The organism is Kitasatospora sp. P5_F3, assembly GCF_054049135.1.
In genome coordinates this window covers 148073-172707 of the sequence record NZ_JBFUMY010000010.1, presented here as the reverse complement: position 1 = coordinate 172707, position 24635 = coordinate 148073, and the positions used below count along the sequence as shown (strand labels likewise).

Sequence of the window (24635 nt, the reverse complement as noted above, 5' to 3'; positions counted from 1 at the left end):
TCCCTCCGTCAAACAACGGTGAAATGTTACATGGCACACACTGCTTGGCTAGCCCTGCGGCGGGACCGGCTTCGCCTGCCGGGCCCGGCGCAGGTGGTACCAGGCGAAGTTGCTGAAGACCCCGGCCATCAGCACCCAGATCAGGCCCAGCCAGCGGCCCTGGATCAGCGAGACCACGGCGGCGGTCAGCGCGAGCACACAGATGATCAGCGAGAAGAGGGCGTTGCGGGGCATGGCGCGGGACTCCTAGAGCCGGGAACGGTCGGCCCCCATTCTCGCCGACCGTTCCGACCGCTCCCGACGGGGCTACACGTCGGTGATCCGGATGCCCGCGTGGGCCTTGTAGCGGCGGTTCACCGAGATCAGGTTCGCGACCAGGGACTCGACCTGGTGGGCGTTGCGCAGCCGGCCCGCGAAGATGCCGCGCATGCCGGGGATCCGGCCGGCCAGGGCCTGGACCAGTTCGGTGGCCTCCCGGTCCTCGCCGAGCACCAGCACGTCGGTGTCGATCTGCTCGATCGACTCGTCCTGCAGCAGCACCGCCGAGAGGTGGTGGAAGGCGGCGGTCACCCGGGAGTCCGGCAGCAGGGCGGCGGCCTGCTGGGCGGCACTGCCCTCCTCCGGCTTGAGCGCGTAGGCACCCTGCTTGTCGAAGCCGAGCGGGTTGACGCAGTCCACCACGATCTTCCCGGCCAGCTCCTCGCGCAGCGCCGACAGGGTGGCGGCGTGGCCGTCCCAGGGCACCGCGACGATCACGATGTCGCTCTCCCGGGCGCAACCCGCGTTGTCCGCGCCCCGGACCCCGAGGCCGATCTCGGCAGCCGCCGCCTCCGCGCGCTCGGCCGTCCGGGAGCCGATCACCACCTGCTGGCCGGCCTTGGCCAGCCGGAAGGCCAGCCCACGGCCCTGGTCGCCGGTGCCGCCCAGGACGCCGACCACCAGACCGGAGACGTCGGGGAGCGCGGGCGTGGTCACTGAATCGTGGGTAGTCATGCCGAAGATTCTGCCAAAGCCCCTCGCCCTGCTCCATCCTCTTGGTCCGTGACTACTCCCCCTTGCGAACGAGGGGGCTTCTCGCTAACCCTTCCGGGCGTCGCGACGGGCCGGCCCGGCCCGCAGGACGTTGAGAGCCCCTACTGTGTCGGCGTGCGCGCGGTGGCCGCAGTTGACGCAGTGGAGGCGCCCGCTGGGCGGGCACGTCCGGGAGGTGTTGCGGGGGTCCACGGCGATGACTTCCCGTCCGGCACTCTCAGCCTTGGCGTGCAGGATCGTCAGGAACACCCCCCATCCGGCATCATTGATCGAGCGGTCTTCGTGCGCTATCAGGTCGTGCGCGCGGACCAGGGCGAGGGCGCTCTTGTGCGCGTGGTCGAGGCGCTGGCGTCGTACCTTGCGGTACAGGGCGGCGACCTTGGCCACGGCCTTGCGGCGCCGGTTGCTGCGGCGTTTGCACCGAGCCAGGGCCTGCTGCGCGGCTTCAAGCTTCCCGGCGGCCCTGCGGCCACGGCGCGGGTTGGCGATGTGCTCACCGTGGGAGGTGGTGAGGAAGTTGGCTGTGCCAATGTCGATGCCGACCACACTGCCGGTCGCAGGCAGCGGCTCGGGCTGCTCCTGTTCGGCGGTCAGCGCCACGTACCAGCGCTTGCCCTCGCGCTTGACGGAGACGGTCTTGACCTTGCCGATCACGGCGCGGCGCTGCTTGACCTTGACGTGGCCGACGCCCTGGACGCGCACGCGGGTCTGCGGGTCGTGCGGCGTGGAGTCCCAGCGGCAGCCGTCCCCGTCCTTGGGGAACTCCACCGTGTCGAACCAGTTCACCCCGCGAAGGCGCGGATAGCCGGGCGTATCACCGGACTTGACCCGGCGGAAGAACGCGGCGAACGCCTTGTCGAGACGGCGCAGGGTGGCCTGCTGGCTGGAGAAGGACCAGCGTCCCTGCCGCTCCGGGCCGAACGCCCGGATCACCCGGCCCGCCCTCCTCCGGTCAATGCGATCAAGCTAGCCACTGACAACGCAGCGGCCTACGGCGCTCCGCGCCTACGGGCCAAGGATGCGTTTCCCTCCCGGGCTGAAGCCGGGGACACCCACGCAAGGAGAGAGATGGACCCGGTGAGAGTTTCAGCACTACGCGAGCGGCTGGCCGGTACCGGCTGGCCCGAGTCCGCCCTGCTCTTCGCCGGGACGCTGCGCCGCTCGGTGGGCCGCCGCACCGCCCGGGGCCTGCTGCTGGTCGGCACCGAGGCGTACGAACCCTGGCACCTGGCCGCCCACCTGGACGAGGAGGCCACCCGCTCGGGGGTCCCCCGACTGGCCCCCACCCTGCTGCGCCACCGGGTCGAGCCCGGTGATCCAGCCCATCTCTCGTACGGGCTGCGCGGTCTGACGGAGGCTCGGCGGGGCGCGACCGTGCTGCTGGTGGCGCCCGCCTCCGCGGAGGCCGGTCTGCTGGAGCGGGTGCAGGACGCCCGGCGCGGCGGGGCCACCGTGCTCGCGCTGGACACCGGCGACCCGGAGCTGGCCGAGCTGGCGCACGAACGGCTGACCGTGCCGGCCGCCGAGCCCGAACCGTTCGACCTGATCCAACACCTCGTCAGTTCGGCCGCCGGGACCCCCTCCTCCCGGCTGGCCAGGCTGGCCGAGCGCCTCACCGGATCGCCGATCGCCACCTGGTAATTCGGTTGCAGCCGTCCGGCCGAAAACCGCACCATGCGCCGTGACCAAGCAACCCTCCCGCTGGCAGCGGCTCCGCCCCGACCTCTCCCCCTGGCGGTCCTCCCGGGACTACCGGCTGCTCTGGAGCGCGGGCTGCGTCTCGTCCTTCGGCAGCTTCCTCACCTATGTCGCGGTGCCGCTGCAGATCAAGGACCTCACCAACTCCACGTTCGCGGTCGGCCTGGTCGGAGCGGTCGAGCTCGTCCCGCTGATCGTCTTCGGCCTCTGGGGCGGCGCGCTCGCCGACGCGCTGGACCGGCGCAAGCTGGTGCTCCGGTCGGAGGTCGGGCTGCTGCTGCTCTCCGGCCTGCTGCTGCTGAACGCGCTGCTGCCGACCCCGGTGCTCTGGCCGGTCTACCTGGTGGCCGGGCTGGTCGCCGCGCTGGACGGCCTGCAGCGCCCGGCGCTGGACTCGCTCACCCCGCGGATCGTCGCGCACGACCAGCTGACCGCTGCTTTCGCGCTCACCTCGCTCTACCGCAACGCCGCCTCGGTGGCGGGCCCGGCGCTGGCCGGTGTGATCGTCGCGGTGGCGGGGGTGCAGACCGCGTACGGGCTGGATGTGCTCACCTTCGGCGTCTCACTGCTGCTGCTCGCCCGGATGCGGGCCGTCCCGCCGTCGACCGGCGCCGAGAAGCCCTCGCTGAGCGCGATCGTCACCGGCATCAAGTACGCCTGGGGCCGGCGCGACCTGCTGAACACGTACGTCATCGACACCGTCGCGATGCTGTTCGCCTACCCGGTGGCGATCTACGCCTTCTGGGCCTCGGACCTGCGCGCCGACTGGGCGCTCGGGCTGATGTACGGCGCGACCGCGGCCGGTGCGCTGGTGGTCTCGGCGACCAGCGGGTGGACCTCGGAGATCCACCGGCACGGCCGGATGCTGGTGCTGGCGGCGCTCGGCTGGGGTGTCGCGATCACGCTGGCCGGGCTGGTCGGCAACATCTGGCTGGTGCTGCTCTGCCTGGCCGTCGCCGGTGGCGCCGACCAGATCAGCGGGGTGGCCAGGTCGACCATCTGGAACCAGTCGATCCCGGACCAGCTGCGCGGCCGGCTCGCCGGGGTGGAGCTGCTCAGCTACTCGGTCGGCCCGCAGCTCGGCCAGGTCAGGGCGGGCGGGATGGCCGGTCTGGTCGGCGTCCGCGGCTCGGTCTGGATGGGCGGACTGGCCTGCGTGGTGGGCGTGCTCGGGCTGGCCGCCGCGGTGCCCCGGCTGCTGCGCTACGACGACCGGACGGACGAGAACGTCGCCCTGGTCCGGGCCCAGCACGAGGCCGAGGCGGCCACCCGCGAGGCGGCGGTGGCCGCCTGACGCCCGGTCAGCTGTCGGGTTCGTCCTCGGTGGAGCCGTTGTTCCACCGGGGATCGTTGCGCCACTCGCGGTTGCGCTCGGCGGCGGTCTCCAGCGCGTGGGCGGCCTCCTCCCGGCTGGCGTACGGGCCGAGCCGGTCCTTGGCCGGGCACTCCGGGCCCTCCTCGACCTTGGCGTGCTTGATGCAGTAGAACCACTCACCGGGCTTGCCGGTCGGCTTGCTCCTGCCGAACACCATCGACTGCTCCCTCCGTCGTCCTGTGCCGATCATGCCCCACGACCCGGCCGATAGACTCGCGGTCATGGCTCTCGTACCCGGCATCCAGTCCCCCATCCGCAAGGTCCCCGCGCACATCCCGCGCCCGGAGTACGTCGGCAAGCCCAAGCCGACCCCGTACACCGGGCCCGAGGTGCAGACCGCGGAGACCATCGAGAAGATGCGGATCGCCGGGCGGATCGCGGCGCAGGCGATGGCGGAGGCCGCCAAGCTGATCGCCCCCGGCGTGACCACCGACGAACTCGACGCGGTCGCCCACGAGTACATGTGCGACCACGACGCCTACCCGTCGGACCTCGGCTACCGGGGTTTCCCCAAGTCAGTCTGCACCTCGATCAACGAGGTGATCTGCCACGGCATCCCGGACTCGACGGTGCTTCAGGACGGCGACATCGTCAACATCGACGCCACCGCCTTCATCCACGGCGTGCACGGCGACCTGAACGCCACCTACCTCTGCGGCGACGTGGACGAGGAGTCCCGGCTGCTGGTCGAGCGCACCCGGGAGTCCCTGGACCGGGCGATCAAGGCCGTCAAGCCGGGTCGTCAGATCAACGTGATCGGCCGGGTGATCGAGTCCTACGCCAAGCGGTTCGACTACGGCGTGGTCCGTGACTTCACCGGCCACGGGATCAACACGTCGTTCCACTCCGGCCTGATCGTCCCGCACTACGACAGCGAGCGGGCCACCGAGGTGATCAAGACCGGGATGACCTTCACCATCGAGCCGATGCTCACCCTGGGCACGTACGACTACGACATCTGGGCCGACGGCTGGACCGTGGTCACCAAGGACCGCAAGCGCACCGCGCAGTTCGAGCACACCCTGCTGGTCACCGCCGACGGCGCCGAGATCCTGACGCTGCCTTAGTTCGCCGCCCGGTGGGCGCGGTCAGCCGATCAGCCACTGCTCCTCGGCGACCGCGCCCACCTCGGTGCAGGCGTCGGTCAGCACGTCGAGCACCCGGAGCGCGTCCGGCAGGGCGTACTCGGGGCCGCGCAGCCAGCGCACCTCGGAGCCGTCCGGCAGCGAGGCCGGCGGCAGCAGGGTGTACGAGCCACGGCAGTGCCAGCGCAGACCAGGGTGCTCGGACATGGTGTCGGGCGTGCTGTCCAGCACGCTCGGCCACCACTCGTCCTCGTCCACCGGGGTGCCCCGGGTCGCGGTGAAGAAGAGGTAGCGGTCCTCGCCGACGGCGGCCACCGGGCCGTGCACGCCGAGCGCGTCGAGCCGCTCCAGCGCCAGCCGCCCGGCCTCGGCCGGGACGTCCAGCACGTCGTGGGCGCGGCCGGTGGCGGTGATGAAGTTGGCCTGCGGATCGCGGGACAGCCAACGGGCCAGCTGCTCCGGATCGACGGTGGCCTGGGACTGCCAGGCGAACGAGACGGGGTGCTGGGCCGGCGCCGGACAGCCGACCCGGTCACACGAACAACGGTGCCCCGCCGGGTGCGCGGCCGGCGCCAGCGGGAAGCCCGCGCGCACCGCACCGAGCAGCAGATCCAGTCGACCCGCCGCGTCCACCCCGGTCGCGACGGTGGCACGCTCGCGCTCTCGCCGCTGCCACCAACTGGTCCACCTGCTGCTGCTGGCTTCCATCGGGCCCCTTCCGCACCTGCTGTAGCTGCCGTGCCTGGTGTGACACAGCGACCGACGCAACATCCGACGCAACGCCGGAACCCACCCCGTTACTTCCCGGGGACGCGGGTTGATCCGGCAGCATTGCCGAAGGCCGGAGCCGGGGTTGCCGGACGGCCGAACGCCCGGGGGCACGGTACGGACACGAGAGTTGAGGCTCGGCGGGCAGGCGCACCGTGCGCACCCCACCCGGCCCGTACGAGGGCCCGCCGACCCGGGAAACCCCGGGGGCGTACAGAGCAGGATAAGGGTGCCGGGGGGGCCGTTCCGACCGGGGGCGGTGCTGCGCTGGTCACACCGGCTCCCGATCTTCTTCACGCCCCGGGCCCACCATGTCCACCTCGGCCGCCCCGTAGGGTGGAGCCGTGAGAAGCACGGACACCGAATTCCACGGCGGACCGCTGGACGGGCGGGTGCTGCCCGTCGCGCTGACCCCGTTCAACAACGTCCCCAAGACCTACCGGGTCCCGGTCCCGGCCCACGGTGAGACCCCCGCCACCACGCTGGTCTACCACCGGGCCAAGGAGTACGACCCCAAGGGACGCTGGCGCTGGCGCTACGAGTACGCCCCCGAAAGCTGACGCCCCCTCAGCCCCGGGCGGCCCGGAAAAGTTTTTTCCCAGCCCTGTCACACTCGTCCACCCCGCCGGGTCAGTGCAGTGAGACGCGCCGGAGCAAGCCCGCTCCGGACGCCGCCCGCTGAGGAGACCTCCTGATGAACACCGCCTACGTCCTCGTCACCGTGCTCGCCGCCGCCATGACCGGCTTCTCGGCCTACTCCCTGCTGAGCCGGGCCGACTTCGTCGTCCAGTCGATGGTCCAGTACCAGGTCCCGCGGAGCTGGTGGACCCCGCTCGGCCTGGCCAAGGCCGCCGGGGCGCTCGGGCTGCTGGTCGGTCTGTTCATCCCGTTCATCGGGATCGCCGCCACCATCGGTCTGGTGCTCTACTACCTCGGCGCCGCGATCACCTGCATCCGGGCCGGCTCGTACGCCCACGCCGCGTTCCCGCTGGTGTACCTGGCTCCGGCCGTCGTCGCCTACGGCCTCGGCCTCGCCGCCTGAACGGGACGGTCCGTGTCGTCCGGCACCCGGGCCACCCGCACCGGCTACCGTGGCAGCCATGGCTGGTGAGAGTGATCTGCGGAAGCTGCTGAGCGGGATGCGCCCGGAGCTCAACCCCGGGCGGTACGTGTACTGCACGCTCGCGACCCGGGTGCCGGTCGGGCTGCAGCCGATCGTCACGGTGGCCGAACCCGAGGGCCCCACCGTGGTGGTGGCGCAGGAGGAGGCGGACGCGCTCGGCCTGCCGTACGACTACGTGGCCGCCTGGATCACGCTGCGGATCCACTCGGCACTGGAGGCGGTCGGCCTGACGGCGGCGGTGGCCGGCCGGCTGGCCGAGGAGGGCATCAGCTGCAACGTGGTGGCCGGTTTCCACCACGACCACCTGTTCGTCGCGGTCGCCGATGCCGAACGGGCCGTCGCCGCACTGGAGAAGCTGGCCGCAGAGCACTGAGCGCGGGAGCGCCGACGTCGCGATCGCCTACGCCACGCCGGCCGCCGACCGGACCACCGCGACCGCCCACCCGTCGGGCACCGGGCCGTTGACCCTGAGCGCCGACGGCGGCCGGCTGTTGCTGGTCGGCGACCGCCGATTGAACACCGTCGCGCTCGCCGATCCCGACGGCGCCCGGGAGGTGGGCGAGGTGGAGTGCGTCCGGTCCTACACGGCCGGCGGCACCACGGTCTGCGCCCACCCCGACACCCAGTGGTCGTACCGGATCCTGGTGCTGGACCGGGAGTCGAAGCAGCAGAAGAGCATCCCGATCCCCGGCCTGCCGAGCCGGGCCCGGGTCTCCGCCAGCGGCCGGGCAAGGGCTGGCGGCTGGCGGTGCTCGACCTGGCCTCGCTCAAGGTGACCGCCACGGCGGAGACCCGGAGCGTCGACGACCAGGCGGCCTGGCTGGACGACCGTACGCTCGCCTACACCGTCCGGGACAGCGGCGGGAATCCCGAGGTCTGGGCCACGCCCGCCGACGGTTCGGGTACCGCCGCACTGTTGGTCCGCGCGGCCGAATCACCCGCCGTCCTGCGACAGTAAGCAGTCTGACGATCCGTCAGCACCAGGCGTCAGGGCGTGCGCGAATCACCCGCGAGCCCTTGACAGGTGTAGACCACTGCGGTTGAGTCCCCTCACACAGTCCCGTACCGGCCCCGCTTCCCGGCGGGCCCCCCACACCGGACGTATCTGTAGTCGATCGTGCGGCCCCCACCGCACGTAGGGGTGATGAAGTGTCGACAAAACGACTCCTGGCCCTGCTCGCCGCGATGGTCGTCGCGGTCGGCCTGGCCTTCCTGCTGCCCGCCGCCGCCTCGGCCGCGAGCTGCACCACCGCCTGGAGCTCCTCCGCCGTCTACGTGGGCGGTAACACCGCCTCGTACAACGGCCACAACTGGTCCGCCAAGTGGTGGACCCAGAACGAGACCCCGGGCGGCAGCTCGGGCGTCTGGGCCGACCAGGGCGTCTGCGGCGGCACCACGCCGACCCCGACCCCCACCTCCGGCAGCTGCAACTACCCTGCCTGGGTGGCCGGTCAGACCTACACCACCGGCAGCATCGTCAAGTACACCGACGGCAGGTACTACGTCGCCGAGCACGACAACCCGGGCTACGACCCGGTGATCAGCACCTGGTACTGGGACCCGTACAGCTGCACCGGCGGCGGCACCCCCACGCCGACCGCGACCGCGACCCCGGGCGGATTCCCGGTCAGCGAGGCCCAGTTCAACCAGATGTTCCCGAGCCGGAACTCGTTCTACACCTACAGCGGGCTGACCGCCGCACTCAGCGCCTACCCGGCGTTCGCGGCCACCGGCAGCGACACCGTCCGCAAGCAGGAGGCCGCCGCCTTCCTGGCCAACGTCAGCCACGAGACCGGCGGCCTGGTCTACGTGGTCGAGCAGAACACCGCCAACTACCCGCACTACTGCGACACTTCGCAGTCGTACGGCTGCCCGGCCGGCCAGGCCGCGTACTACGGTCGCGGTCCGATCCAGCTCAGCTGGAACTTCAACTACAAGGCGGCCGGCGACGCGCTCGGCATCAACCTGCTGAACAACCCCAACCTTGTGCAGACCGACGCGGCAGTCGCCTGGAAGACCGCGCTCTGGTACTGGAACACCCAGAGCGGCCCCGGCACGATGACCCCGCACAACGCGATGGTCAACGGTTACGGCTTCGGTGAGACGATCCGCAGCATCAACGGCTCGCTCGAGTGCAACGGCGGCAACCCCGCCCAGGTGCAGAGCCGGATCAACTCGTACCAGAGCTTCCCCACGAGGGGGGGTGCGCCCCCCCGTGGGACCCCCCCGCCCTCCCCGGCACCTCAGCCGAGCTTGGCGCTCGGGCCGCCCTGGGCGCCCGGACCGCAGGCCATCGTCGCGGTCAGCGCCTCGGCGGTCCGGCCGGTCTCGGCCGAGGAGTTCAGCGGGTTGACCGAGTAGCTGATCTGCCGACGACCCGTCACATCACCCATCAACACGGTGGAGTACCCGGGGATGCCGCCGTCGTGGCCCCAGAACTCACCGCACGGGAACGTGGCCCGATACAGCCCGAGGCCGTACCCGATCCCGCGCCCGAGCGCCTGCGGCGAGGGGGTCTTCATCTCCGCCAGCTCCGCCGGGCGGAGCAGCCGGCCGCCCAGCAGCGCCGCGTTGAACCTGGTCAGGTCGGCCGTGGTGGAGATTCCCGCACCCGCCGCGCCCGCCATCGACGGGTTCAGCCGGGTCACGTCGACCCGGGTGTCGCCGAGCATCAGGTAGCCCTTGGCGTGCGGTCCGGGGACGGCGGTCGAGGTCTCCGGCATCGAGGTGTCCCGCAGGCCGAGCGGCCGGATGATCCGCCGCTCCACCTCCTGCGCCCAGCTGCGGCCGGTGACCTTCTCGATCAGCAGCCCGGCCACGATGTAGTTGGTGTTGGAGTAGGACCAGTCGGTGCCGGGCGCGAACTCCGGCTGGTGCTCGTTGGCGATCGCCAGCAGATCCTGCGCCCGGTAGCCGGTCCAGCGGCCGCTGGCCACCCACTGCGGCAGCCCCTCCTCGCTCAGGCCGAGCCTCGGGTCGCCGGTGTAGCTGAACAGGCCGCTGGTGTGGTTGAGGATCTGACGCACCGTGATGTTCGCGCCGTTCGGCACCGCGCCCGGCAGGTAGCGCTCGATCGGCGCGTCCAGCTGCACCTTCCGCTCGGCGACCAGCTGGAGCACCACGGTGGCGACAAAGGTCTTGGTGGTGCTGCCGATCCGGAACCGGCCGTCCGCCCGGGCCGCCGCGCCGCTGTCCAGGTCGGCCTTGCCCGCCGCGCCCTGCCAGACCGTCCGGCCGTCCTGCACCACCCGGCCCAGCGCGGCGCTGGTGCCGCCGATCTCGACCACGTCCCGCAGCGCGCGGTCCAGCGCCGCCCGGTCGGTGGGCACGCCCGCCGTCACGGTCAGCGCCTGCTCCGGCGCCCCGGCCGCCGGGGGTGCTCCGGCGGCCCCCGCGACCGGCGCCAGCACGCCCACCACCGTCGCGGCGGCGAGGGCCACCGCAGCCACCCGAAGACCCGTCCGTCCACGTCCCTTGACCATCACTCAGTTCCCCTCGGTAGTTCGGCCGGAGTCCCTTCCGGCTGATCCACTCTCACAGCCGGGGCCGGTCGGGCGCGTCCACCGCAGGTCCACCCGCTCTCGTCCCGGAGGCCGAACCTGCTCTCCCCCTGCCGGGGGGCGCCACCCCCTACTCGCCTGAGGGTGCTGGCCGAAAACCGATCAGGGACGCCGACGGCCCGCMCCCCGGGGRGGAGGTGCGGGCCGCGGCCGATCAGGTTCAGTTCAGACTGCTCGACATGGCGCTCAGCAGGCTGCCGGCGTTGTCGTCGTTCTCCAGGGCGAAGGCGAACATTCCGGCCAGCCCCTTGGACTTGGCGTACGCGCCGCGGGCCTGGACGGCCTGCGGGGTGTCACCGGTCCAGAAGTTGGTGCCGTCGTAGATCCAGGAGCTCTCGGTCACCGGGTCCCAGTGGGTGTTGGCCGCGGTCGGGGTGAGCTCCCGCCAGGCGGCCAGTCCGGCCTCCTGGCTGAGCGGCTTGGCCGGGGTCGGGCCGGTCGCGGTCTGGTAGAGCCCGAAGTCGGCACCGGCCGGCACACCGGTCCAGCCCCGCCAGTAGAACGGGATGCCGAGCACCAGCTTGTCGGTCGGGAAGCCGCCCGGGATGCCGTACTCCGGCAGGCCGGTGGTGTACGCGGTGAGCGCGGTGTCCACGTTGTACTTGCGGCTGCCCGGGGTGATCGGCGTGGCCGGGTCGGCTGGGCTGTCGTGCAGCGGGTCCTGCAGGTTGGTCGGGCCCTTGGCGTCCCAGGCACCGTGCATGTCGTAGGTCATCACGTCGGCGTAGTCCAGGTAGGCGCCGAGCTTGTCGGTCTCCAGGTACTGGATCTTGTCCTGCCCGGCCGGCAGCGCAGCGGTCAGCAGGAACCGCTTGCCGAGCGGGGCGCCGTACGCGTCCAGCTGCTCGCGGAACTCCTTGAGCAGCAGCGTGAAGTTCTGCTTGTCGGCGGTCGAGGTGTGGTTGCCCACGTGGCCGCCGGCCGAGCCCGGGTACTCCCAGTCGAGGTCGATGCCGTCGAACAGGCCGGCCGCCGACGCGACGCCGCCGGACGGGTCGCCCGCGACGTTCTTCGGCAGGTCGCCCTTGAGGAACATGGCCAGGCAGGAGGAGACGAAGGCCTTCCGCTTGGCGTCCGTGGAGGCCGCGTCGGAGAAGTACTTCGAGTAGGTCCAGCCGCCGATCGAGATGGTCAGCCGAAGGTTCGGGTACTTGGCCTTGAGCTGGCGGAGCTGGTTGAAGTTGCCCTTGATCGGCTGCTCGTAGACGTCGGTGGAGCCGTCCACGCTGGTCGCCGAGGTGTAGTCCATCTGGTAGTCGGCGTACGCGTCGCCCGCGCCGTCACCGGCGTTGGGGTTGTCCTCGTGCGCCGCGTCGGAGGCCTTCACGGCCTCGAAGCAGGTGTGCGAGGTGGGGTGGATGTTGGCGAACGCGTAGGTGATCACGTCCAGCTTGGCGGCCGAGCCGCTGGTGTCGACGTTCTTCGCGAAGTAGGTGTTCTCGTACACACCCCACTGGTCGAAGTAGGCCGAGCGGTACGGGCTGGTGGCCGGGGCCGCCGCCGTGGTCACGGTGACCGGCACGGACTGGCCGGAGGCGTGGCCCGCCGCGTCGTAGCCCTGCACGCTGAAGCTCGCGGTGGTGGCGGGCAGCAGCGAGCTGACGGTGACCTTGGTGCCCATCGAAGTGGCCACCAACTGGCCCTGGCGGTACACCTTGTAGGCCGGGACGTTGTCGGTCTGGTCGGTGCTGGGCTGCCAGGAGAGCACCACCGCGTTGTGCGTGGTCCGCTCCACCTTGAGGCCGGTGGGCGTGCTCACCTTGCCGTCGCCGACCGGGCCGGTCGGACTGCCCGACGGGCTCGGGCTGGCGCTGGCGCTCGGGCTGGTACTGGCACTCGGGCTCGCGCTCGCGCTCGGGCTTGAACTCGCGGTGGGGCTGGTGCTGTTGGACGGTGTGACGCTGACACTCGGCGACGGGCTGGACCCGGCCGGGCCGGTCAGCGTCAGGTCGTCGGCCCGGTAGGTGCCCTGGCCGTACCAGCCGTGCGTGAAGACGGTCACCGAGGTGGTGCTCGCGCCGGTCTTGAAGCTGGTGGAGAGCTGGCTCCAGCCGGTGGCCGAGGGGGTCCAGGTCTGCGCGTTCACCCCGGTGCCGGTGGCACCCAGGTAGACGTAGCTGCCCTGTACCCAACCGGCCAGCGTGTACGTGGTGTTGGGCTGGACGGTGACGGTCTGCTGGCACTGCGCGGTGGCACTGGCGGTGGCCGCCGCGCTCAGCGCGTACGAGCCGCCGTGCACGGGGTTGCCGATCACCGACCCGCTGCCGCCCGCACAGCTCCAGCCGGTCAGCGAGCCGGTCTCGAAGTCGGCGTTGGACAGCAGGTTGACGGTGGCGGCGGCGGCCGAGTCCAGTGAAGCGACCACGGCGACGCTGCCGGTGGAGAGCGCGGCGGCGAGCGCGAGAGCGCCCGCTCTCCGCCGCGAAGTGGCCCGGGGCGCGACAGGGCGCTCGGGCAGGGCTCGTTCGAGCATGGGTGACGTTCCTCCGGAGGAGTGGGGTTTCCGGCGGTGCAGCGACCCGGCTGGGGAGACGGGGCGCCCGGTGGGGGATGGGGAGCCCTCGGGGTCGTACCTGGGCGGTAAAGAAAGTTTCCATCCTTTCGCGGCGGCCACCCCTGGCACCCTGCCTCAGCGGCCGGTCGCACCCCTGCGCCCGAAGGGACGCGGATCGCCCGTCGGACTCACCAGCCGGCCCGCCGCGAAGCCCCTGCGGCCGACCTCGGCCAGTTCCTCCCGCGCCGCCGACGCCTCATCGAGCCGCCCCAGCACGTCCAGCAGGCGGTGCTGCTCGCCCAACGCGTCGATCAGCAGCTGGTCCCGGTGCGGCTCCACCTCGGCCAGCCGCCGGACCGCGTCGGCCGCGTCCAGCACGACCGACAGGTGAAGTTCCGGCCGGCCCCCGAGCTGTTCCTGACCGAGCGTCAGCAGTGCCCTGGCCAGCCGGGCCAGGTAGGTCAGCGGACTGATCTCCGCAAGTATCCGGTACGCCGCGATCTCCTGGTGGATTCCGATGCCGGACCCGAGCAGCAGCACCTGTGCTCGGAGAACCGCATCCCGGTCGACGTTCCCGTTGTGATTCATGACGGCGAGTCTGCGGGTCACCGGGCAGGCCAGACAAGATCGTTGAGCTGTGCCCTTGGTCCTACGAAAAGGCCGTCTGACCTGTCATGATGGACATGTCGTCACCCCCTGGCCGGGCCGTTTCGGGTGAGCGCGGCTGAGGTGAGCGCGGGCGGCGGTGGGCGCCCGGGGCCTTGCGTGGGACGATCCGCAGCAGGTGGTACGCGGCGAGCTGGGTGAGCGCCCCGACGGCCATCGCCAGCCACACGCCGTTGACGCCGATCAGGCGGGAAAGCCCGTATCCGGCCGGGAGTTGGACCGCGAAGCCCAGTGCGGTGGCCAGCACCAGGGCCCGGCCGCGCCCTGCCGCCTGGAGTACGCCGCCGAGGCCGACCACCAGCGCGTACGGGAGCAGGTAGCAGCACATCAGGCGGAGGAACGCGAGGGACTGCGCCGCCACCGCCGCATCCCCGGTGAAGAGCTCGGTGAGCGGCCCGCCGACGGCGGCGCACAGGACGGTGGCCACCGTGCCCGCCAGGGCGGCCAGGATGGCCGTGTCCTGGGCCAGCGCGGGCAGTTGGCCGGCCCGGCCGGCCCCCGCGCGGCGGGCGGCCTCGATCCCGGCGACCTGCCGGACGGCGTAGAACGCCATGGTCGCCACCAGCAGGATCCGGTAGCCGATGCCGTACCCCGCCACCGCCGCGACGCCAAACGAGGCCACCAGGCCCAGCTGCACCATGCCGACCGCCATCCGGGCCGTGAAGTCGACACCGAACGAGACGCCTGCGGCCAGGATCTGACGCGCCGTCCGGACCGAGAGCCGACCGGACGCTCGAACCTTCCGGTGCAGCGCCAGAGCGACGGCCAGTGCCACGGCGCGCGAGACGACCAACGCCAGCGCGGCGCCCGTCACACCGAGTTCGGGCAGTGGTCCGACCCCGAAGATGAGCAACGGGTCGAGCGCGAACAGCAGCAGGTTGCCGAGCAGTGCCGTCCGCATCGGCGTCCGGGTGTCGCCCGATCCCTTGAAGAGGTCGTCCGCCACCTTCTGGGCGAAGAACACCACCAGGCCCGGGAACGCGACGGCCAGGTAGCCGGCGGCGAGTTCGGCCGCCGGTCCGTCGAGGAAGAGCCGGGCCACGGGCTCGCGGTACAGCATCCCCGGGACGGCCAGGACGGCCGAGCCCAGGCCGCACAGCCACCAGGCGGTCGTGGTGACCCGGCCGGCCTCGGCGGTGTCCTCCGCGCCGCGGGCCCGGGACAGTTGGAGGCTGGTGCCGGAGCTGACGACCAGGACCAGTCCGAGCAGCAGGTGCTCGAGGCCGGTGGCCAGCGTGACCGCGGCCACCGCAGGACCGCCGAGGCGGGCCACCCAGAACGTTGTGATGATCGACGCGATCACGCCCGACAGCAGCTCGACGTAGACCGGCCAGGCGAGCCCGGCCAGCCGCGACACATGTCCCCGCACGATTTTTGTTCCCCCGAAACATCGTCAATGTGCCTCTGACGAGGGCACATTCACTAGAGGTATCGGTGGCGGGCGGGAGCGACCAAGGTACGAAAGCACAAGATCGAAAGTGCGCACGGGTGCCGGACTTGGCAATCCGTTGCACCTGTCACACGTCACACGTCGCCCTCGACCTGACCGGTCGGCCGAACAGGCCCTCCGGCAGGTACGGCGAGCGGACCGGCACCGGCCAGCCCATCCGGTGCGCGTGACAGGCCAGCGCCAGGATGTCGAGATCGACCAGGGCGTCCGGCTCGGCGGGCAACTCGCCCACCGTGTAGTGCTCGCGGTGCGCCTCCAACGCATCGGCCAGCGCGAGCGCGAAGCCCTCCCGGTCGCCCTCCACCAGCTGCGAGAGCAGCACCACCGGCGGGGCGAGGTACAGGCCGCGCTCGTGCTCCGCGCAGACCGTGAACGCCTTGGTCACGGCAGGCACCGGATCCACCCCGCGCAGGTAGTCGTGCAGCGCCGCACCGTAGGCGTCGACCGGCCCGAAGTAACAGCCCACGGTGAAGAATTGGGGCGTCACCAGCACGCAGTCCGCCAGCTGCTGCCGATCCCCCGTGACCAGCGCCAGGGCCACCGCCTGCTTCCAGTGCCCCACGCCCGGACCGTATGTACCGGCGCAGGCCGGCAGCGCCCGGGTGCTACCGGCCACCGTCACCTCGTAGTCCGTACCGGGCACCCCGCGCGCCAGCCGGAACGCCGCGCTGCCCGCCTCGGCGCCGATCCGCAGCGCCTCCCACTGCCGGGGATCCTGTCCACTCGGATCCAGCGCGGACCGTTCCAGAAAGCCCGTCACCTGCTCACGCATCAGACTCGTCAGCGCCCGCATCACATGCAACGGCTTCTGCTCCGGATCCCGGAATTTCGCCAACTCGTGCTCCGCACAAGCTTCCTGGACCAGCCGATCGGCCTCACCGACGTACGGATGGACTGGCCGCTCCACCACCACCGGCCCGGCCGCCAGGGCCACCATCGCCTCGACCCGCTTCTGCTGCCCGAACCCGAGCACCCGCGGACCGGGCTGCCGGAACCCCTCCACCAGCGCTGCCGGCAGATAGTCCGACTCGACCACCGCCGGCCACCTGTTCCACCGCTCGGCCATCGCCGCGAGGGCGATCGCCCCGAACGGGAGCAGCGTGCGCGGCGCCGGATCGCCGTCGGCCGGTCCCGCGTACCACTGCCGGTGCAGCTCCAACTGCCCAGCCAGCGCCCGCTCGAAGCCCGCCCGGTCGTTGGCCGCCACCGCCCGCAGCGTGGCCAGGGCAGCCCGGTGGGCGGGCTGGTCCGTTCCGTCTCCCAAGCCCGCTATCAGCGCGTCAATCACCGCCGTCCGACCGTTCCCGGCCTGCTGCTCGGCCTCGCCGTAGACGTACGCCAGCAGCGCGTGCACCAGCACCACGTCCGCCCGCCGCTCCTGGCCCCGCAGCCGTGGGGCCGTCGCGACGAACAACTCGCCGTATTCGTCCGACAGTTTGGCCACGAAGGCCAGGTAGAACGGGCCCAGCCAGGACTGCGCGGCCACCCCGTCCGGATGCTCCGCCGGCCGGCCCTCGCCGTACGGGACCCCGGTGCCGGTGTACTCGATGAACACATGCGGATGACCGGCCCGGCCGGCGCTCAGCGCCAGCGCACCCACCGCAGCAGCCGCCGCCGACTCGCAGGCGATCCGAGCATCCTTGCCTGCCAGGTCCGGATTGCCGACCGATCGCGCGCCGAGGTAGTCCAGGAACGATTCGGCCACCAACTCCCAGCCCCAGGCCGGAGATTCGTCACTCTGCATCCGGTACACCTCACCCCCGACCCGCTCGGCGAAGTTCTCCACCACGCTGCTCACCGCAGCCTCGCCAATCCGGTGACGCTCGATCCGCACCGTCCCACCCCCATGCCGTGCCCCGTCGGTCGGGCCTCCCCCAGCATAGGCAGACGAACTGATTGAACGTCAGCCCGCCCCAGGACAACCGCCGTTGCCTTGACGGACACTCCGGCTCGCAGCTACTGCGAGTTGTAAGCCTTGATACTCACCGCCGAGCCGCCGGAATTGCGTGCCACCGCCGCCGCCGCGTCCCCGGCCACCTGTACGACGGCAGTGCCGTGCGCCGGCACCTCCGTCAGGCCGCCGACCGGCGTGACCTCGACGGCCTGCTGGGTCACGCCGTCGGGCGGCTGGTCCCAGAGGATGTAGGCGATCCGCACGGTGACCGGGAAGGCATCCTCATTGGTGAGCCGGACTGCCGAGAAGCTCTTGTACTTACTGATCTCATGGCCCTGGCCGTCCAAGGCCTGAGTTTTCACTTCGTGCTCTCCGGACGGTATCCGGGCGGCATCCGCACTCTGCACCGTCACGCGGACATCCGCCACCTCATGCTCGCCGACGCCGGAGAACCGCAGGATGTCGACGCTCGTTCCGTACGGCACCACCAGGTTGCCCCGGTCGCTTCCGTACACCGTGCCCACCGTGACCTGAGGCATTGCCCGGCCGTTCTTGTCCAGAGCCGTGTAGGCCAGGACCGGCGCCAGCGAACCCCGGGATCCGTTCGTGATCAGCAGCTGCTGATTCATCGTCTGTTCCTCATCGGACCGCCCCACATAGCGGAAGGACAGCGACATCTCGGCGATCAGGGCGCTCGCAGCCGCGGACACCGAGTCGGCCGATCGCCCGCGCACACCGTTCGCACCACTCGCGCCGAGCGGCCCGCATCCGCACAACAGGGCCCCGCCCACCGCCACCGCCACGCCTGCGGCAACCAGTCTTCGCCGTCCCACCTTCACGACCTGCACCCTCCCCATCGGCCACCGTCCGCCGGAGGCTATCCGATCCTAGGTTTCACGAGGAGAGCAGATGGCGCGGGCAGGGCTCACGGCGGACCGGGTGACGCTCGCAGGCGCCGAACTGGCGGACGAGGTCGGGCTCGACCTGGCGACCCAGACCCCGATCCGGATCGATCCCGAATATCGGCAACTGCGCGTGAACCCCCTGGGAGGGCCGCCACTGCCCGGCCCTCCCAGGGGCTGTCGTCACACCGCGGCCGGCACCGCTCCGGCTTCAGCCGCCGCGCCTGCCGCCGCTGCCGCTGCCTGGCCACGGGCCCGGGCGCGCTTGGCGTAGAGCAGGGTCCAGGTGACCAGTGCAGCCGTGACCGCATAGGAGAGCACGGAGTTGAGCGTCACCATCGCGCCGGTGCTGAGCACGTACGACAGCGCGACCCGGACGGCCGCCTCGACGACGTAGACGACACCCCAGCCGATGGTCAGGTTGCGCTGGACCTTCCGGAAGCCGGGCAGGGCCCAGAGCGCGTTCCAGCGCTCGACGCCCTCCGTCGTCCCGTCGGTGCCGAACTTGCGGCCGAAGTAGAACATCAGCGGACGCGGCGCGGCGAGCGTCACCAGACAGACCACCCCGAACAGACCGGTGACCAACGACTCCTTCACCAACAGCAGTTGAGCCGACTGCGGCCCGACCACCGCCACCAGCGCGGTGAGCCCCAGGAAGATCAGCGAGATCGCGGCGAACTCGTCGACCCGACGGTGCCAGGCCAGGTATATCGCCATGTCGACAACCGGCCACAGCGCCGACAGCAGCACGGCGGTCACCTCGCTGTAGCCGTGCTCGACCAGCTGGTTGTACGTGATGATCGGCGCGACGATGTTGAACCCGATGGTCAGCGCCCAACCAACAGCGCCCGACCCACCCTTTCGGGCAGGAACTTGCTCCGACACGGTCTCCCCCAAACGATCTTCCCAATGTGCCGGACGGACCCTAGCTGACAAGCTGTCAGGCACGCCAGCGATTCACCAGGCCACCCTGCAACAGCCAGGTACCGTTCCCCACATGACGAACCGTGACCTCGCCGTGGTGACCACCACCCACGACGAAGAGGCCAAGGCCCGTGAGCTGGCCACCGCAGCGGTCCGCGAGCGCCTCGCCGCCTGCGCCCAGGTCTACCCGATCAGCTCGGTCTACTGGTGGAACGGCAAGGTACAGTCCACCGCCGAGTGGCGCATCGACTTCAAGACCCGCGCCGATCTCTCCACCCGACTTGCCGCATTCATCACCGAACACCACAGTTACGACACCCCGGAGGTCATCACCGTCCCGGTGGTCACCGGCAGCACGGCGTACCTGGACTGGGTGAACGCCGAGACCACCGACTGACGACCTCGGTACTGGTGGGATCGCGTACTCAACTGTCGCGAGTTGTCGGTGCTGCTGAGCACGGTAGTGACTTTCCGCGATCTCCAGCGGGTTCCCGCACTGTGGGGCCCCGGGGTTTCCCGCGGCCCGGTCGGCGGCGATGATGAAGGCCATGATCGTTGCAGCCACCCAGTTCGCCCCGGTCGCCGGGGACATCGACGCCAACGTCCGTACCATCGCCGGGCTGATCCGGGCCGCCGCGGCCGACGGCGCCCGCCTGGTCGTCTTCGCCGAGCTCGCCGTGACCGGCTACGAGCCGACGCTGATCCGGGACATCCCCGGCCTCGTCCTCACCGAGGACGACGCCCGCCTCGAACCCGTACGGGAGGCGTGCCGCGCCGTCTCGGCAGCGGCGGTCGTCAACGGTCCCGTGTACACGGCGGAGGGCCGGCCCACGGTCACCTCGCTCGTCATCGGTCCGGATGGCGGACTCCTCGCCCGGTACGACAAGCAGCACCTGTACGGCATCGAGCAGGAGGTCTTCGCAGCGGGCGGCCGGGACGGCCGCTTCGAGCTGGAGGGCACCCGGTTCGCGCTGGCCACGTGCTACGACAACCGCTTCCCGGAGCTCGCCGAGCGGGCCGCCGCCGACGGCTGCACGGTCTATCTGGCGAGCTCGGTACTCTCCGCCGACAACGACTCGTTCGAGAAGGTCTATCCGGTGCGGGCCCGGGAGTTCGGTCTCCACGTGGTGCTCGGCAACGTCCTCGGCAACAACGAGGACGGCGTGGGCTGCGGCGCCGCCGGCGCCTGGGGCCCGGACGGCGAACGGATCGCCGACGCGGGCACCGAGGTACCGGGCCACGTGCTCGCCGAGGTCGGCTGAACCGGCGGTTGTTGCGGATGACCGGTTCGTCGGAACGCCCCTGCTCCCCCGCTGGGCGGTCGGGCCTGGAAGCGTACTACCTGGCGCGGGAGTTGATCGTCTACCGTGTGGGCATGGAACTCCGGGAACCGGCCTGCCCAAAGTGCGAGGACACCACCCAGCTGGGGGTCTTCGAGGAGCACCGCAGATCCCTGGTGCACCCGGCCGGCGGAGCCCGGATGTTCGCCACCGCCGCCCTCGCGGTCTGGGGTGCGACCATGCTGACCCAGGCACAACCCGTGGTGGGGGCACTGCTGCTCGCGGGAGCGGTGCTGGTCGCGGTCCGCGCCGTGCGGGCGGTGCGACAGGCGCGGTGGACGGGCTGGGCGCAGGTGTTGTACTGCCCCCGGTGTCTGATGCGCTTTCGGCCCGAAGAGCAGGTCACTGAGATGAATGGCGCGAAGGGCTGAAGGGCGTTCGGCGAGCTGTTCATGGTGGTCGCCGCTCCGCGCGGGTGGGCAGGGCACCCGGAGACCGTCCCGGCGGACCGGCATACCGATCGTCCTGATGGCGCTGCTCTTCACTGCATCCGGCGCGGCGGCGGTCACCCGCAGCTGGGTACTCCCCATGAACCGGCGTCACGTCCGCAGCCCTCGCCTCTACGGCTGCGGCCAACTGGTGGCGGTCTTCGCACTGTGCTGGCAAGCGGTCTTCGGGCTGATGATCAGCGGCTCCGACGTTCGACCGTGGGGCACTCTGCTGGTTGGCGCGCTCCGGGGTGAACCCCACTCGGTGAGAACGAACGCCTCGGAGGTCTCGTGCTCAGCCTTGTACAGCTCGCGCTCGCGGATCTCCCCCGTGCACTCCCGCTGCTGACAAAGCTCCTGACCACCGACGAGCGTGCGAGTTGCTGAGCCACCTACGACGAGGGCACGTCAGCCGTCCGCTACCTCATGGACCAGCTCGAACTCCTGGGTGAACACTTCACCGTGCACGGCAGGGAACTGCTGGCCGACCTACGGCACCAGACCGACCAGGTCGGGAATCGGACAAGGGAGGGGCGAGTGCTCCAGCACCTCATCACACAAGGCGCGGACCTACGCATGGTCCCCACCGACCGCGACCAGTTGACCATCGCCGTCGAGGAAATCCGCGAGGATCTGCGGGCGCTCCCCGCAGGTACGGACGCCGCCCGGACGCGGGTCCTGGCCCGGTGGATCGGCATCGGCTCGGTGGTCCTGGGCAACTACCACGATGGGCGCGCGTTCCTGCGGCAGGCGCTCGATCTGGCCACAGCCAGCGGCGACACTCGGGCCGTCATCGCCACCGAGCTCAACCTCGGCGACGCGTACCGCTACGCCGGTGAAGTAGGGGCCGCTGACGCGTTCTACCGCAGGGCCCTGGACACCGCCCGACGCCGGCACCCGGAACTCGTGGACTTCGCCCTCCAGCACCTCGCCAAACACCTCATGGAACAAGGCGACTTCGCACCGGCCCGCGCCCACCTGCGGGAAGCTCAGCAGCTGCGGCTCGCCAAGGGCGACACCGGGCTGATCGAATCCACTCAGGCCGCACTCGACCGCGTTGAGCTGTCGATCGGCCAGGCGAGCTCTGGCCCGGCCGCGTCGGCGGCCGGCACCGCAGAAGCGGCGCAGTAGAGCAGGGCCAACCTCACCCTGTGCCTCAAGCACGATCGCCTCGCCGCATCCGCTACTGCGAGTTCTACCGTCTTCATCGGCGCCGACGGTTACCTGGAATGCGATCTCGTACCGGGAGACTGTGCCGTGTTCGACGGAGCGCTGACGCCGGTGCCGGAGAGAGCGTCATCCTCATCGGTTTCGGGTTCCGCGCGCGTGATCAGGCTCCGCGTATGGTCACCCACCTCCCACCCGTCCCGCGCTGAGGCCGGAAGACCTGAACCCCGGCGACGGCCCCGCACTCCGGCTGAGGCCGTCGCTCGTTCGAGTGCTTTCGCGGCAGGAAATCCGGCCGATACCGCCTCGATTGGTACTGTCCCCGCGCCTACCGAAGGAGGTTCGAGTGTGGACGAGTGCACTGCCTGCCCCGATGAAGCGGTGAAGGCGGCGGAATCCCTCTGCGGCCCGGTCGAGTTGAAGGGGATCACCGACCTGACGCCCCGACGGCTGACCCGGCGCCCGTACCGCGAGGCCACTTGGTGCTCGTCACCGACCATCAGCAGGACGCCTTGTCCTTCCTGAACCCCTCCGGCCACACCCCGGGTGCGGTGACCGCCACCCTCTCGATGGAGACCTTCGACGGGTTCACCGCCAGTCGCGGCGTTTCCCTGCACCTCTGACGTCCCCCGTTCAAGCGAGCCCGACCTGAGCGAAGGAGAAGCCCCTTGGAGAAGCTGCCGGAGGATGACGGCCTGGCGATCGTCGAGGAAGGCGACGAGTACACCGAGCAGTTGAAGTCGCTGACGTTCCGGCAGATGGCGCGCAGGCTCCCGCAGCTCACGTCCAGCTCGGTCCGGCTGGCGTGGAAGGTGGACCGCCGGTCGATGCTCGGACTTCTCGGCTGCCAGCTGGTCTCCGGAATCGCGGAGGCGTTGGGCCTGCTCGCGCTGACCGGCGCGATCGGCGCGCTGTTCTCCTCGGGGGACGTCCTGGACCGGCTGGCGACCTCGTGGCCGTCGGTGCTCGTCCTCGCGGGCGCGGCCGGACTGCGCGCCGTGCTGGGGATCGTGACGGGCTGGCTGTCGTCCCGGCTTCTCCCCGTGGTCAAGCAGGAAGCCGAGGTGATGTTCCTGGAGGCGGCCGTGAACGTCGAGCTCTCGGCCTACGACAACACCGGGTTCAAGGACCGCAAGGACGCTGCCGAACGCGGCGCCGAGTGGGCCGGTGACCTGTTCGCCGAGGGGCAGAACCTCATCGCGTCGGCGGCTTCACTGACGGCCGGCGCCCTGGTTCTGGCCTCGTTCCATCCCGTCCTCCTGCCGCTGCTGGTGCTCGCGAGCCTTCCCCAGGGGTGGGCCCAGGTCCGGGCGGCACGCATCAGCCGTACGGCCTGGACCCAGATGATGAGCCACAGCCGGATGCGCTACACGCTGCGCTGGTTCCTCGCCGACAAGGACACCGCCGACCAGATCCGTACCGGCACGATGGCACCGTTCCTGATGGGCCGTTTCCGCTCCGTCGCCGATCGGATGAACCGCTCCCAGCGTGAGGCCGCTGACGCCGGGTCACGGATCGCACTCGTCGGCGCGGCGTTCGGCGGTCTCGCCTCCGGCATCGTGTGGGCGGCGTTGGTGTGGCTGCTCGCCACGGGCCGGATGTCGGCGGCGTCCGGCGGCGCTGCAGCCTTCGCCCTGCGCACGGTCGCCTCCGGCACCCACGGCCTGATCGGCGGCGGCGCCCGGATGTTCCGCAACGGGCTGTACTTCCAGGACTGGCTCGACTTCCTCACGGAAGCCGGCGGGTATCGCATCGACCGGGGGGACATCGAACCGAAGGAGGTCATCGAGGTTCGGGTCGAGAACCTCACGTACCGGTACGACGGAGCGGAGCGCAACGCACTGGACGGTGTCTCGCTGTCGGTACGACGCGGCGAGGTGGTCGCGCTGGTGGGCGAGAACGGCTCCGGCAAGACCACCTTGTCCAGGCTCATCGCCGCGCTCTACCTGCCCACCTCGGGCGCAGTCACCTGGGACGGCATCGACACCCGCGAGCTGAACCCCTTCGCTGCGTGGAAGCAAACCGCCGTCGTCCCGCAGGAGTTCGCTCGCTGGCCGTTCACCGCCCGCCAGAACATCACCCAGGGACATGCCGCCGGTGGCGACGACGCGATCCGGGCCGCCTGCGAAGCATCCGGCGCCGACGAGGTCGTGGACGGCCTGCGGTCGGGGCTCGACACATTGCTGACGCGGGACTGGGCCGGAGGTGAGGCGCTCTCCGGGGGCCAGTGGCAGCGCATCGCCCTCGCCCGCGCCTTCTACCGGCCGGCCGGACTGCTGATCCTGGACGAACCCACCTCCGCCCTCGACCCCCGCGCCGGGCACCGCATCTTCGCCAACCTGCGCCGGCTCGCCCAGGACCGGGCCGTCGTCCTGGTCACCCACCGCCTGGCGAACGTCTCCGTCGCCGACCGAATCGTTGTCCTCGAACGCGGTCGGATCATCCAGCACGGCACCTTCACCGAGCTGGTCAACCAACCCGGCCGGCTCCGCGAGTTGTGGGAGTTGCAGAACGACCGGGCCGGCGTTCCCACCCAGCGCGTCGGCGAAGCGGCATACCTGGAGGCGGAAGAGTAGCTCGAACGCCGGCCCGACGGTCCCGCCTCGGACCGGAAGCGCCTGGATTGCTGGATTCGTGCCGGCTCCCGTGATGGCGTCGCCGGGGCACTCGGTCCCGACTTTCCCGTCTTGGAAAGCCTCTGTTCTTGACCAAGGTCCGGACGCCCCTGG

27 protein-coding genes and 1 pseudogene are annotated in these 24635 nt (G+C 70.9%); 16 read left to right on the top strand and 12 right to left on the bottom strand.

The genetic code is table 11. The features are described 5' to 3' along the window. Positions 1 to 48: 48 nt before the first annotated feature. From ACXJMZ_RS08925 to ACXJMZ_RS08915, 3 genes are all read right to left on the bottom strand, one after another. Positions 49 to 234: a hypothetical protein gene (locus ACXJMZ_RS08925; RefSeq protein ID WP_457029430.1), complete on the bottom strand. Its 186-nt coding sequence runs from the start codon at positions 232 to 234 to the stop codon at positions 49 to 51. Positions 235 to 306: 72 nt separating this feature from the next. After that, complete coding sequence (gene npdG / locus ACXJMZ_RS08920) at positions 307 to 993, bottom strand: NADPH-dependent F420 reductase (protein ID WP_057239097.1); 687 nt, start codon at positions 991 to 993, stop codon at positions 307 to 309. 84 nt (positions 994 to 1077) lie between these two features. Continuing rightward, complete coding sequence (locus ACXJMZ_RS08915) at positions 1078 to 1965, bottom strand: RNA-guided endonuclease InsQ/TnpB family protein (RefSeq protein ID WP_457029429.1); 888 nt, start codon at positions 1963 to 1965, stop codon at positions 1078 to 1080. A gap of 135 nt (positions 1966 to 2100) precedes the next feature. Here ACXJMZ_RS08915 and ACXJMZ_RS08910 point away from each other — a divergent pair, with 135 nt between their 5' ends. Together ACXJMZ_RS08910 and ACXJMZ_RS08905 are read left to right on the top strand one after the other, a co-directional pair. Further along, on the top strand, positions 2101 to 2673 hold the full coding sequence (locus tag ACXJMZ_RS08910; protein WP_457029428.1) for a hypothetical protein: 573 nt from the start codon (positions 2101 to 2103) through the stop codon (positions 2671 to 2673). 40 nt (positions 2674 to 2713) lie between these two features. Beyond that, positions 2714 to 4024 carry an MFS transporter gene (locus tag ACXJMZ_RS08905; RefSeq protein WP_457029427.1) on the top strand — a complete coding sequence of 437 codons (1311 nt, stop codon included), beginning with the start codon at positions 2714 to 2716 and terminating at the stop codon, positions 4022 to 4024. A gap of 7 nt (positions 4025 to 4031) precedes the next feature. Here the strand turns inward: ACXJMZ_RS08905 and ACXJMZ_RS08900 are convergent, their stop codons facing one another. Then, on the bottom strand, positions 4032 to 4262 hold the full coding sequence (locus ACXJMZ_RS08900; protein WP_457029426.1) for a hypothetical protein: 231 nt from the start codon (positions 4260 to 4262) through the stop codon (positions 4032 to 4034). 64 nt (positions 4263 to 4326) lie between these two features. Between ACXJMZ_RS08900 and map the strand changes: the two genes are divergently transcribed. Further along, positions 4327 to 5172, top strand: coding sequence for a type I methionyl aminopeptidase (gene map, locus ACXJMZ_RS08895; RefSeq protein WP_057239092.1), 846 nt, complete (start codon positions 4327 to 4329; stop codon positions 5170 to 5172). Between the two features lie 21 nt (positions 5173 to 5193). Here map and ACXJMZ_RS08890 read toward each other — a convergent pair whose 3' ends face one another. Continuing rightward, entirely contained in the window at positions 5194 to 5898 is a 705-nt protein-coding gene (locus ACXJMZ_RS08890) for a bifunctional DNA primase/polymerase (protein WP_057239090.1), read from the bottom strand. A 404-nt stretch (positions 5899 to 6302) separates the two neighbouring features. Between ACXJMZ_RS08890 and ACXJMZ_RS08885 the strand changes: the two genes are divergently transcribed. The 6 genes from ACXJMZ_RS08885 (at position 6303) to ACXJMZ_RS08860 (ending at position 9442) form a co-directional block, all read left to right on the top strand. Beyond that, entirely contained in the window at positions 6303 to 6518 is a 216-nt protein-coding gene (locus ACXJMZ_RS08885; protein WP_457029425.1) for a hypothetical protein, read from the top strand. A gap of 134 nt (positions 6519 to 6652) precedes the next feature. Beyond that, a complete protein-coding gene (locus ACXJMZ_RS08880) occupies positions 6653 to 7000 on the top strand; it encodes a DoxX family protein (protein ID WP_457029424.1) in 348 nt (115 codons plus the stop codon). A gap of 58 nt (positions 7001 to 7058) precedes the next feature. Further along, positions 7059 to 7454: an ACT domain-containing protein gene (locus ACXJMZ_RS08875; protein ID WP_457029423.1), complete on the top strand. Its 396-nt coding sequence runs from the start codon at positions 7059 to 7061 to the stop codon at positions 7452 to 7454. Then, the gene (locus ACXJMZ_RS08870) at positions 7405 to 7857 is read left to right on the top strand and encodes a hypothetical protein (protein ID WP_457029422.1); all 453 of its coding nucleotides are present in this window, start codon (positions 7405 to 7407) and stop codon (positions 7855 to 7857) included. Before ACXJMZ_RS08875 ends, ACXJMZ_RS08870 begins: the two co-directional genes overlap by 50 nt. After that, entirely contained in the window at positions 7830 to 8039 is a 210-nt protein-coding gene (locus ACXJMZ_RS08865; protein WP_457029421.1) for a hypothetical protein, read from the top strand. Before ACXJMZ_RS08870 ends, ACXJMZ_RS08865 begins: the two co-directional genes overlap by 28 nt. A gap of 191 nt (positions 8040 to 8230) precedes the next feature. Then, complete coding sequence (locus ACXJMZ_RS08860; RefSeq protein WP_457029420.1) at positions 8231 to 9442, top strand: glycoside hydrolase family 19 protein; 1212 nt, start codon at positions 8231 to 8233, stop codon at positions 9440 to 9442. On the opposite strand, the gene ACXJMZ_RS08855 is transcribed toward ACXJMZ_RS08860, so the two are convergent. The 6 genes from ACXJMZ_RS08855 to ACXJMZ_RS08830 form a co-directional block, all read right to left on the bottom strand. Further along, complete coding sequence (locus ACXJMZ_RS08855) at positions 9325 to 10563, bottom strand: serine hydrolase domain-containing protein (RefSeq protein WP_457029419.1); 1239 nt, start codon at positions 10561 to 10563, stop codon at positions 9325 to 9327. The two genes, ACXJMZ_RS08860 and ACXJMZ_RS08855, sit on opposite strands and share 118 nt — an antisense overlap. A 238-nt stretch (positions 10564 to 10801) precedes the next feature. Beyond that, on the bottom strand, positions 10802 to 13114 hold the full coding sequence (locus tag ACXJMZ_RS08850; RefSeq protein ID WP_457029418.1) for a glycosyl hydrolase family 18 protein: 2313 nt from the start codon (positions 13112 to 13114) through the stop codon (positions 10802 to 10804). A 156-nt stretch (positions 13115 to 13270) separates the two neighbouring features. Continuing rightward, positions 13271 to 13723 carry a hypothetical protein gene (locus tag ACXJMZ_RS08845; RefSeq protein ID WP_457029417.1) on the bottom strand — a complete coding sequence of 151 codons (453 nt, stop codon included), beginning with the start codon at positions 13721 to 13723 and terminating at the stop codon, positions 13271 to 13273. A gap of 61 nt (positions 13724 to 13784) precedes the next feature. After that, positions 13785 to 15170: an MATE family efflux transporter gene (locus ACXJMZ_RS08840; protein WP_457029416.1), complete on the bottom strand. Its 1386-nt coding sequence runs from the start codon at positions 15168 to 15170 to the stop codon at positions 13785 to 13787. A gap of 148 nt (positions 15171 to 15318) precedes the next feature. After that, positions 15319 to 17085 (bottom strand): immunity 49 family protein, encoded by a 1767-nt coding sequence (locus ACXJMZ_RS08835; RefSeq protein WP_457029415.1) that lies wholly within the window; start codon positions 17083 to 17085, stop codon positions 15319 to 15321. Between the two features lie 122 nt (positions 17086 to 17207). Further along, a complete protein-coding gene (locus ACXJMZ_RS08830; protein ID WP_457029414.1) occupies positions 17208 to 17993 on the bottom strand; it encodes a hypothetical protein in 786 nt (261 codons plus the stop codon). A gap of 61 nt (positions 17994 to 18054) precedes the next feature. Here ACXJMZ_RS08830 and ACXJMZ_RS08825 point away from each other — a divergent pair. Then, positions 18055 to 18138: pseudogene (locus ACXJMZ_RS08825) on the top strand (TetR/AcrR family transcriptional regulator); the annotation flags it as partial. A 92-nt stretch (positions 18139 to 18230) separates the two neighbouring features. On the opposite strand, the gene ACXJMZ_RS08820 reads toward ACXJMZ_RS08825, so the two are convergent. Next, positions 18231 to 18932: a VC0807 family protein gene (locus ACXJMZ_RS08820; protein WP_457029413.1), complete on the bottom strand. Its 702-nt coding sequence runs from the start codon at positions 18930 to 18932 to the stop codon at positions 18231 to 18233. A 112-nt stretch (positions 18933 to 19044) separates the two neighbouring features. Between ACXJMZ_RS08820 and cutA the strand changes: the two genes are divergently transcribed. From cutA to ACXJMZ_RS08790, 6 genes are all read left to right on the top strand, one after another. After that, entirely contained in the window at positions 19045 to 19368 is a 324-nt protein-coding gene (gene cutA, locus ACXJMZ_RS08815) for a divalent-cation tolerance protein CutA (RefSeq protein WP_457029412.1), read from the top strand. A 151-nt stretch (positions 19369 to 19519) separates the two neighbouring features. Beyond that, entirely contained in the window at positions 19520 to 20233 is a 714-nt protein-coding gene (locus ACXJMZ_RS08810) for a carbon-nitrogen hydrolase family protein (protein WP_457029411.1), read from the top strand. 113 nt (positions 20234 to 20346) lie between these two features. Beyond that, positions 20347 to 20682: a hypothetical protein gene (locus ACXJMZ_RS08805; RefSeq protein ID WP_457029410.1), complete on the top strand. Its 336-nt coding sequence runs from the start codon at positions 20347 to 20349 to the stop codon at positions 20680 to 20682. A gap of 483 nt (positions 20683 to 21165) precedes the next feature. Further along, on the top strand, positions 21166 to 21870 hold the full coding sequence (locus ACXJMZ_RS08800; protein ID WP_457029409.1) for a tetratricopeptide repeat protein: 705 nt from the start codon (positions 21166 to 21168) through the stop codon (positions 21868 to 21870). Positions 21871 to 22385: 515 nt separating this feature from the next. After that, positions 22386 to 22529 (top strand): hypothetical protein, encoded by a 144-nt coding sequence (locus ACXJMZ_RS08795; RefSeq protein ID WP_457029408.1) that lies wholly within the window; start codon positions 22386 to 22388, stop codon positions 22527 to 22529. 54 nt (positions 22530 to 22583) lie between these two features. Beyond that, on the top strand, positions 22584 to 24482 hold the full coding sequence (locus tag ACXJMZ_RS08790) for an ABC transporter ATP-binding protein (protein WP_457029522.1): 1899 nt from the start codon (positions 22584 to 22586) through the stop codon (positions 24480 to 24482). Positions 24483 to 24635: the final 153 nt, after the last annotated feature.

Coding starts and splice junctions, on each gene's coding strand:
- ACXJMZ_RS08925 (WP_457029430.1), bottom strand. CDS start 234: ATGCCCCGCAACGCCCTCTTCTCGCTGATCATCTGTGTGCTCGCGCTG.
- npdG (WP_057239097.1), bottom strand. CDS start 993: ATGACTACCCACGATTCAGTGACCACGCCCGCGCTCCCCGACGTCTCC.
- ACXJMZ_RS08910 (WP_457029428.1), top strand. CDS start 2,101: ATGGACCCGGTGAGAGTTTCAGCACTACGCGAGCGGCTGGCCGGTACC.
- ACXJMZ_RS08900 (WP_457029426.1), bottom strand. CDS start 4,262: ATGGTGTTCGGCAGGAGCAAGCCGACCGGCAAGCCCGGTGAGTGGTTC.
- map (WP_057239092.1), top strand. CDS start 4,327: ATGGCTCTCGTACCCGGCATCCAGTCCCCCATCCGCAAGGTCCCCGCG.
- ACXJMZ_RS08890 (WP_057239090.1), bottom strand. CDS start 5,898: ATGGAAGCCAGCAGCAGCAGGTGGACCAGTTGGTGGCAGCGGCGAGAG.
- ACXJMZ_RS08880 (WP_457029424.1), top strand. CDS start 6,653: ATGAACACCGCCTACGTCCTCGTCACCGTGCTCGCCGCCGCCATGACC.
- ACXJMZ_RS08875 (WP_457029423.1), top strand. CDS start 7,059: ATGGCTGGTGAGAGTGATCTGCGGAAGCTGCTGAGCGGGATGCGCCCG.
- ACXJMZ_RS08870 (WP_457029422.1), top strand. CDS start 7,405: ATGCCGAACGGGCCGTCGCCGCACTGGAGAAGCTGGCCGCAGAGCACT.
- ACXJMZ_RS08855 (WP_457029419.1), bottom strand. CDS start 10,563: ATGGTCAAGGGACGTGGACGGACGGGTCTTCGGGTGGCTGCGGTGGCC.
- ACXJMZ_RS08850 (WP_457029418.1), bottom strand. CDS start 13,114: ATGCTCGAACGAGCCCTGCCCGAGCGCCCTGTCGCGCCCCGGGCCACT.
- ACXJMZ_RS08845 (WP_457029417.1), bottom strand. CDS start 13,723: ATGAATCACAACGGGAACGTCGACCGGGATGCGGTTCTCCGAGCACAG.
- cutA (WP_457029412.1), top strand. CDS start 19,045: ATGACGAACCGTGACCTCGCCGTGGTGACCACCACCCACGACGAAGAG.
- ACXJMZ_RS08810 (WP_457029411.1), top strand. CDS start 19,520: ATGATCGTTGCAGCCACCCAGTTCGCCCCGGTCGCCGGGGACATCGAC.
- ACXJMZ_RS08805 (WP_457029410.1), top strand. CDS start 20,347: ATGGAACTCCGGGAACCGGCCTGCCCAAAGTGCGAGGACACCACCCAG.
- ACXJMZ_RS08800 (WP_457029409.1), top strand. CDS start 21,166: ATGGACCAGCTCGAACTCCTGGGTGAACACTTCACCGTGCACGGCAGG.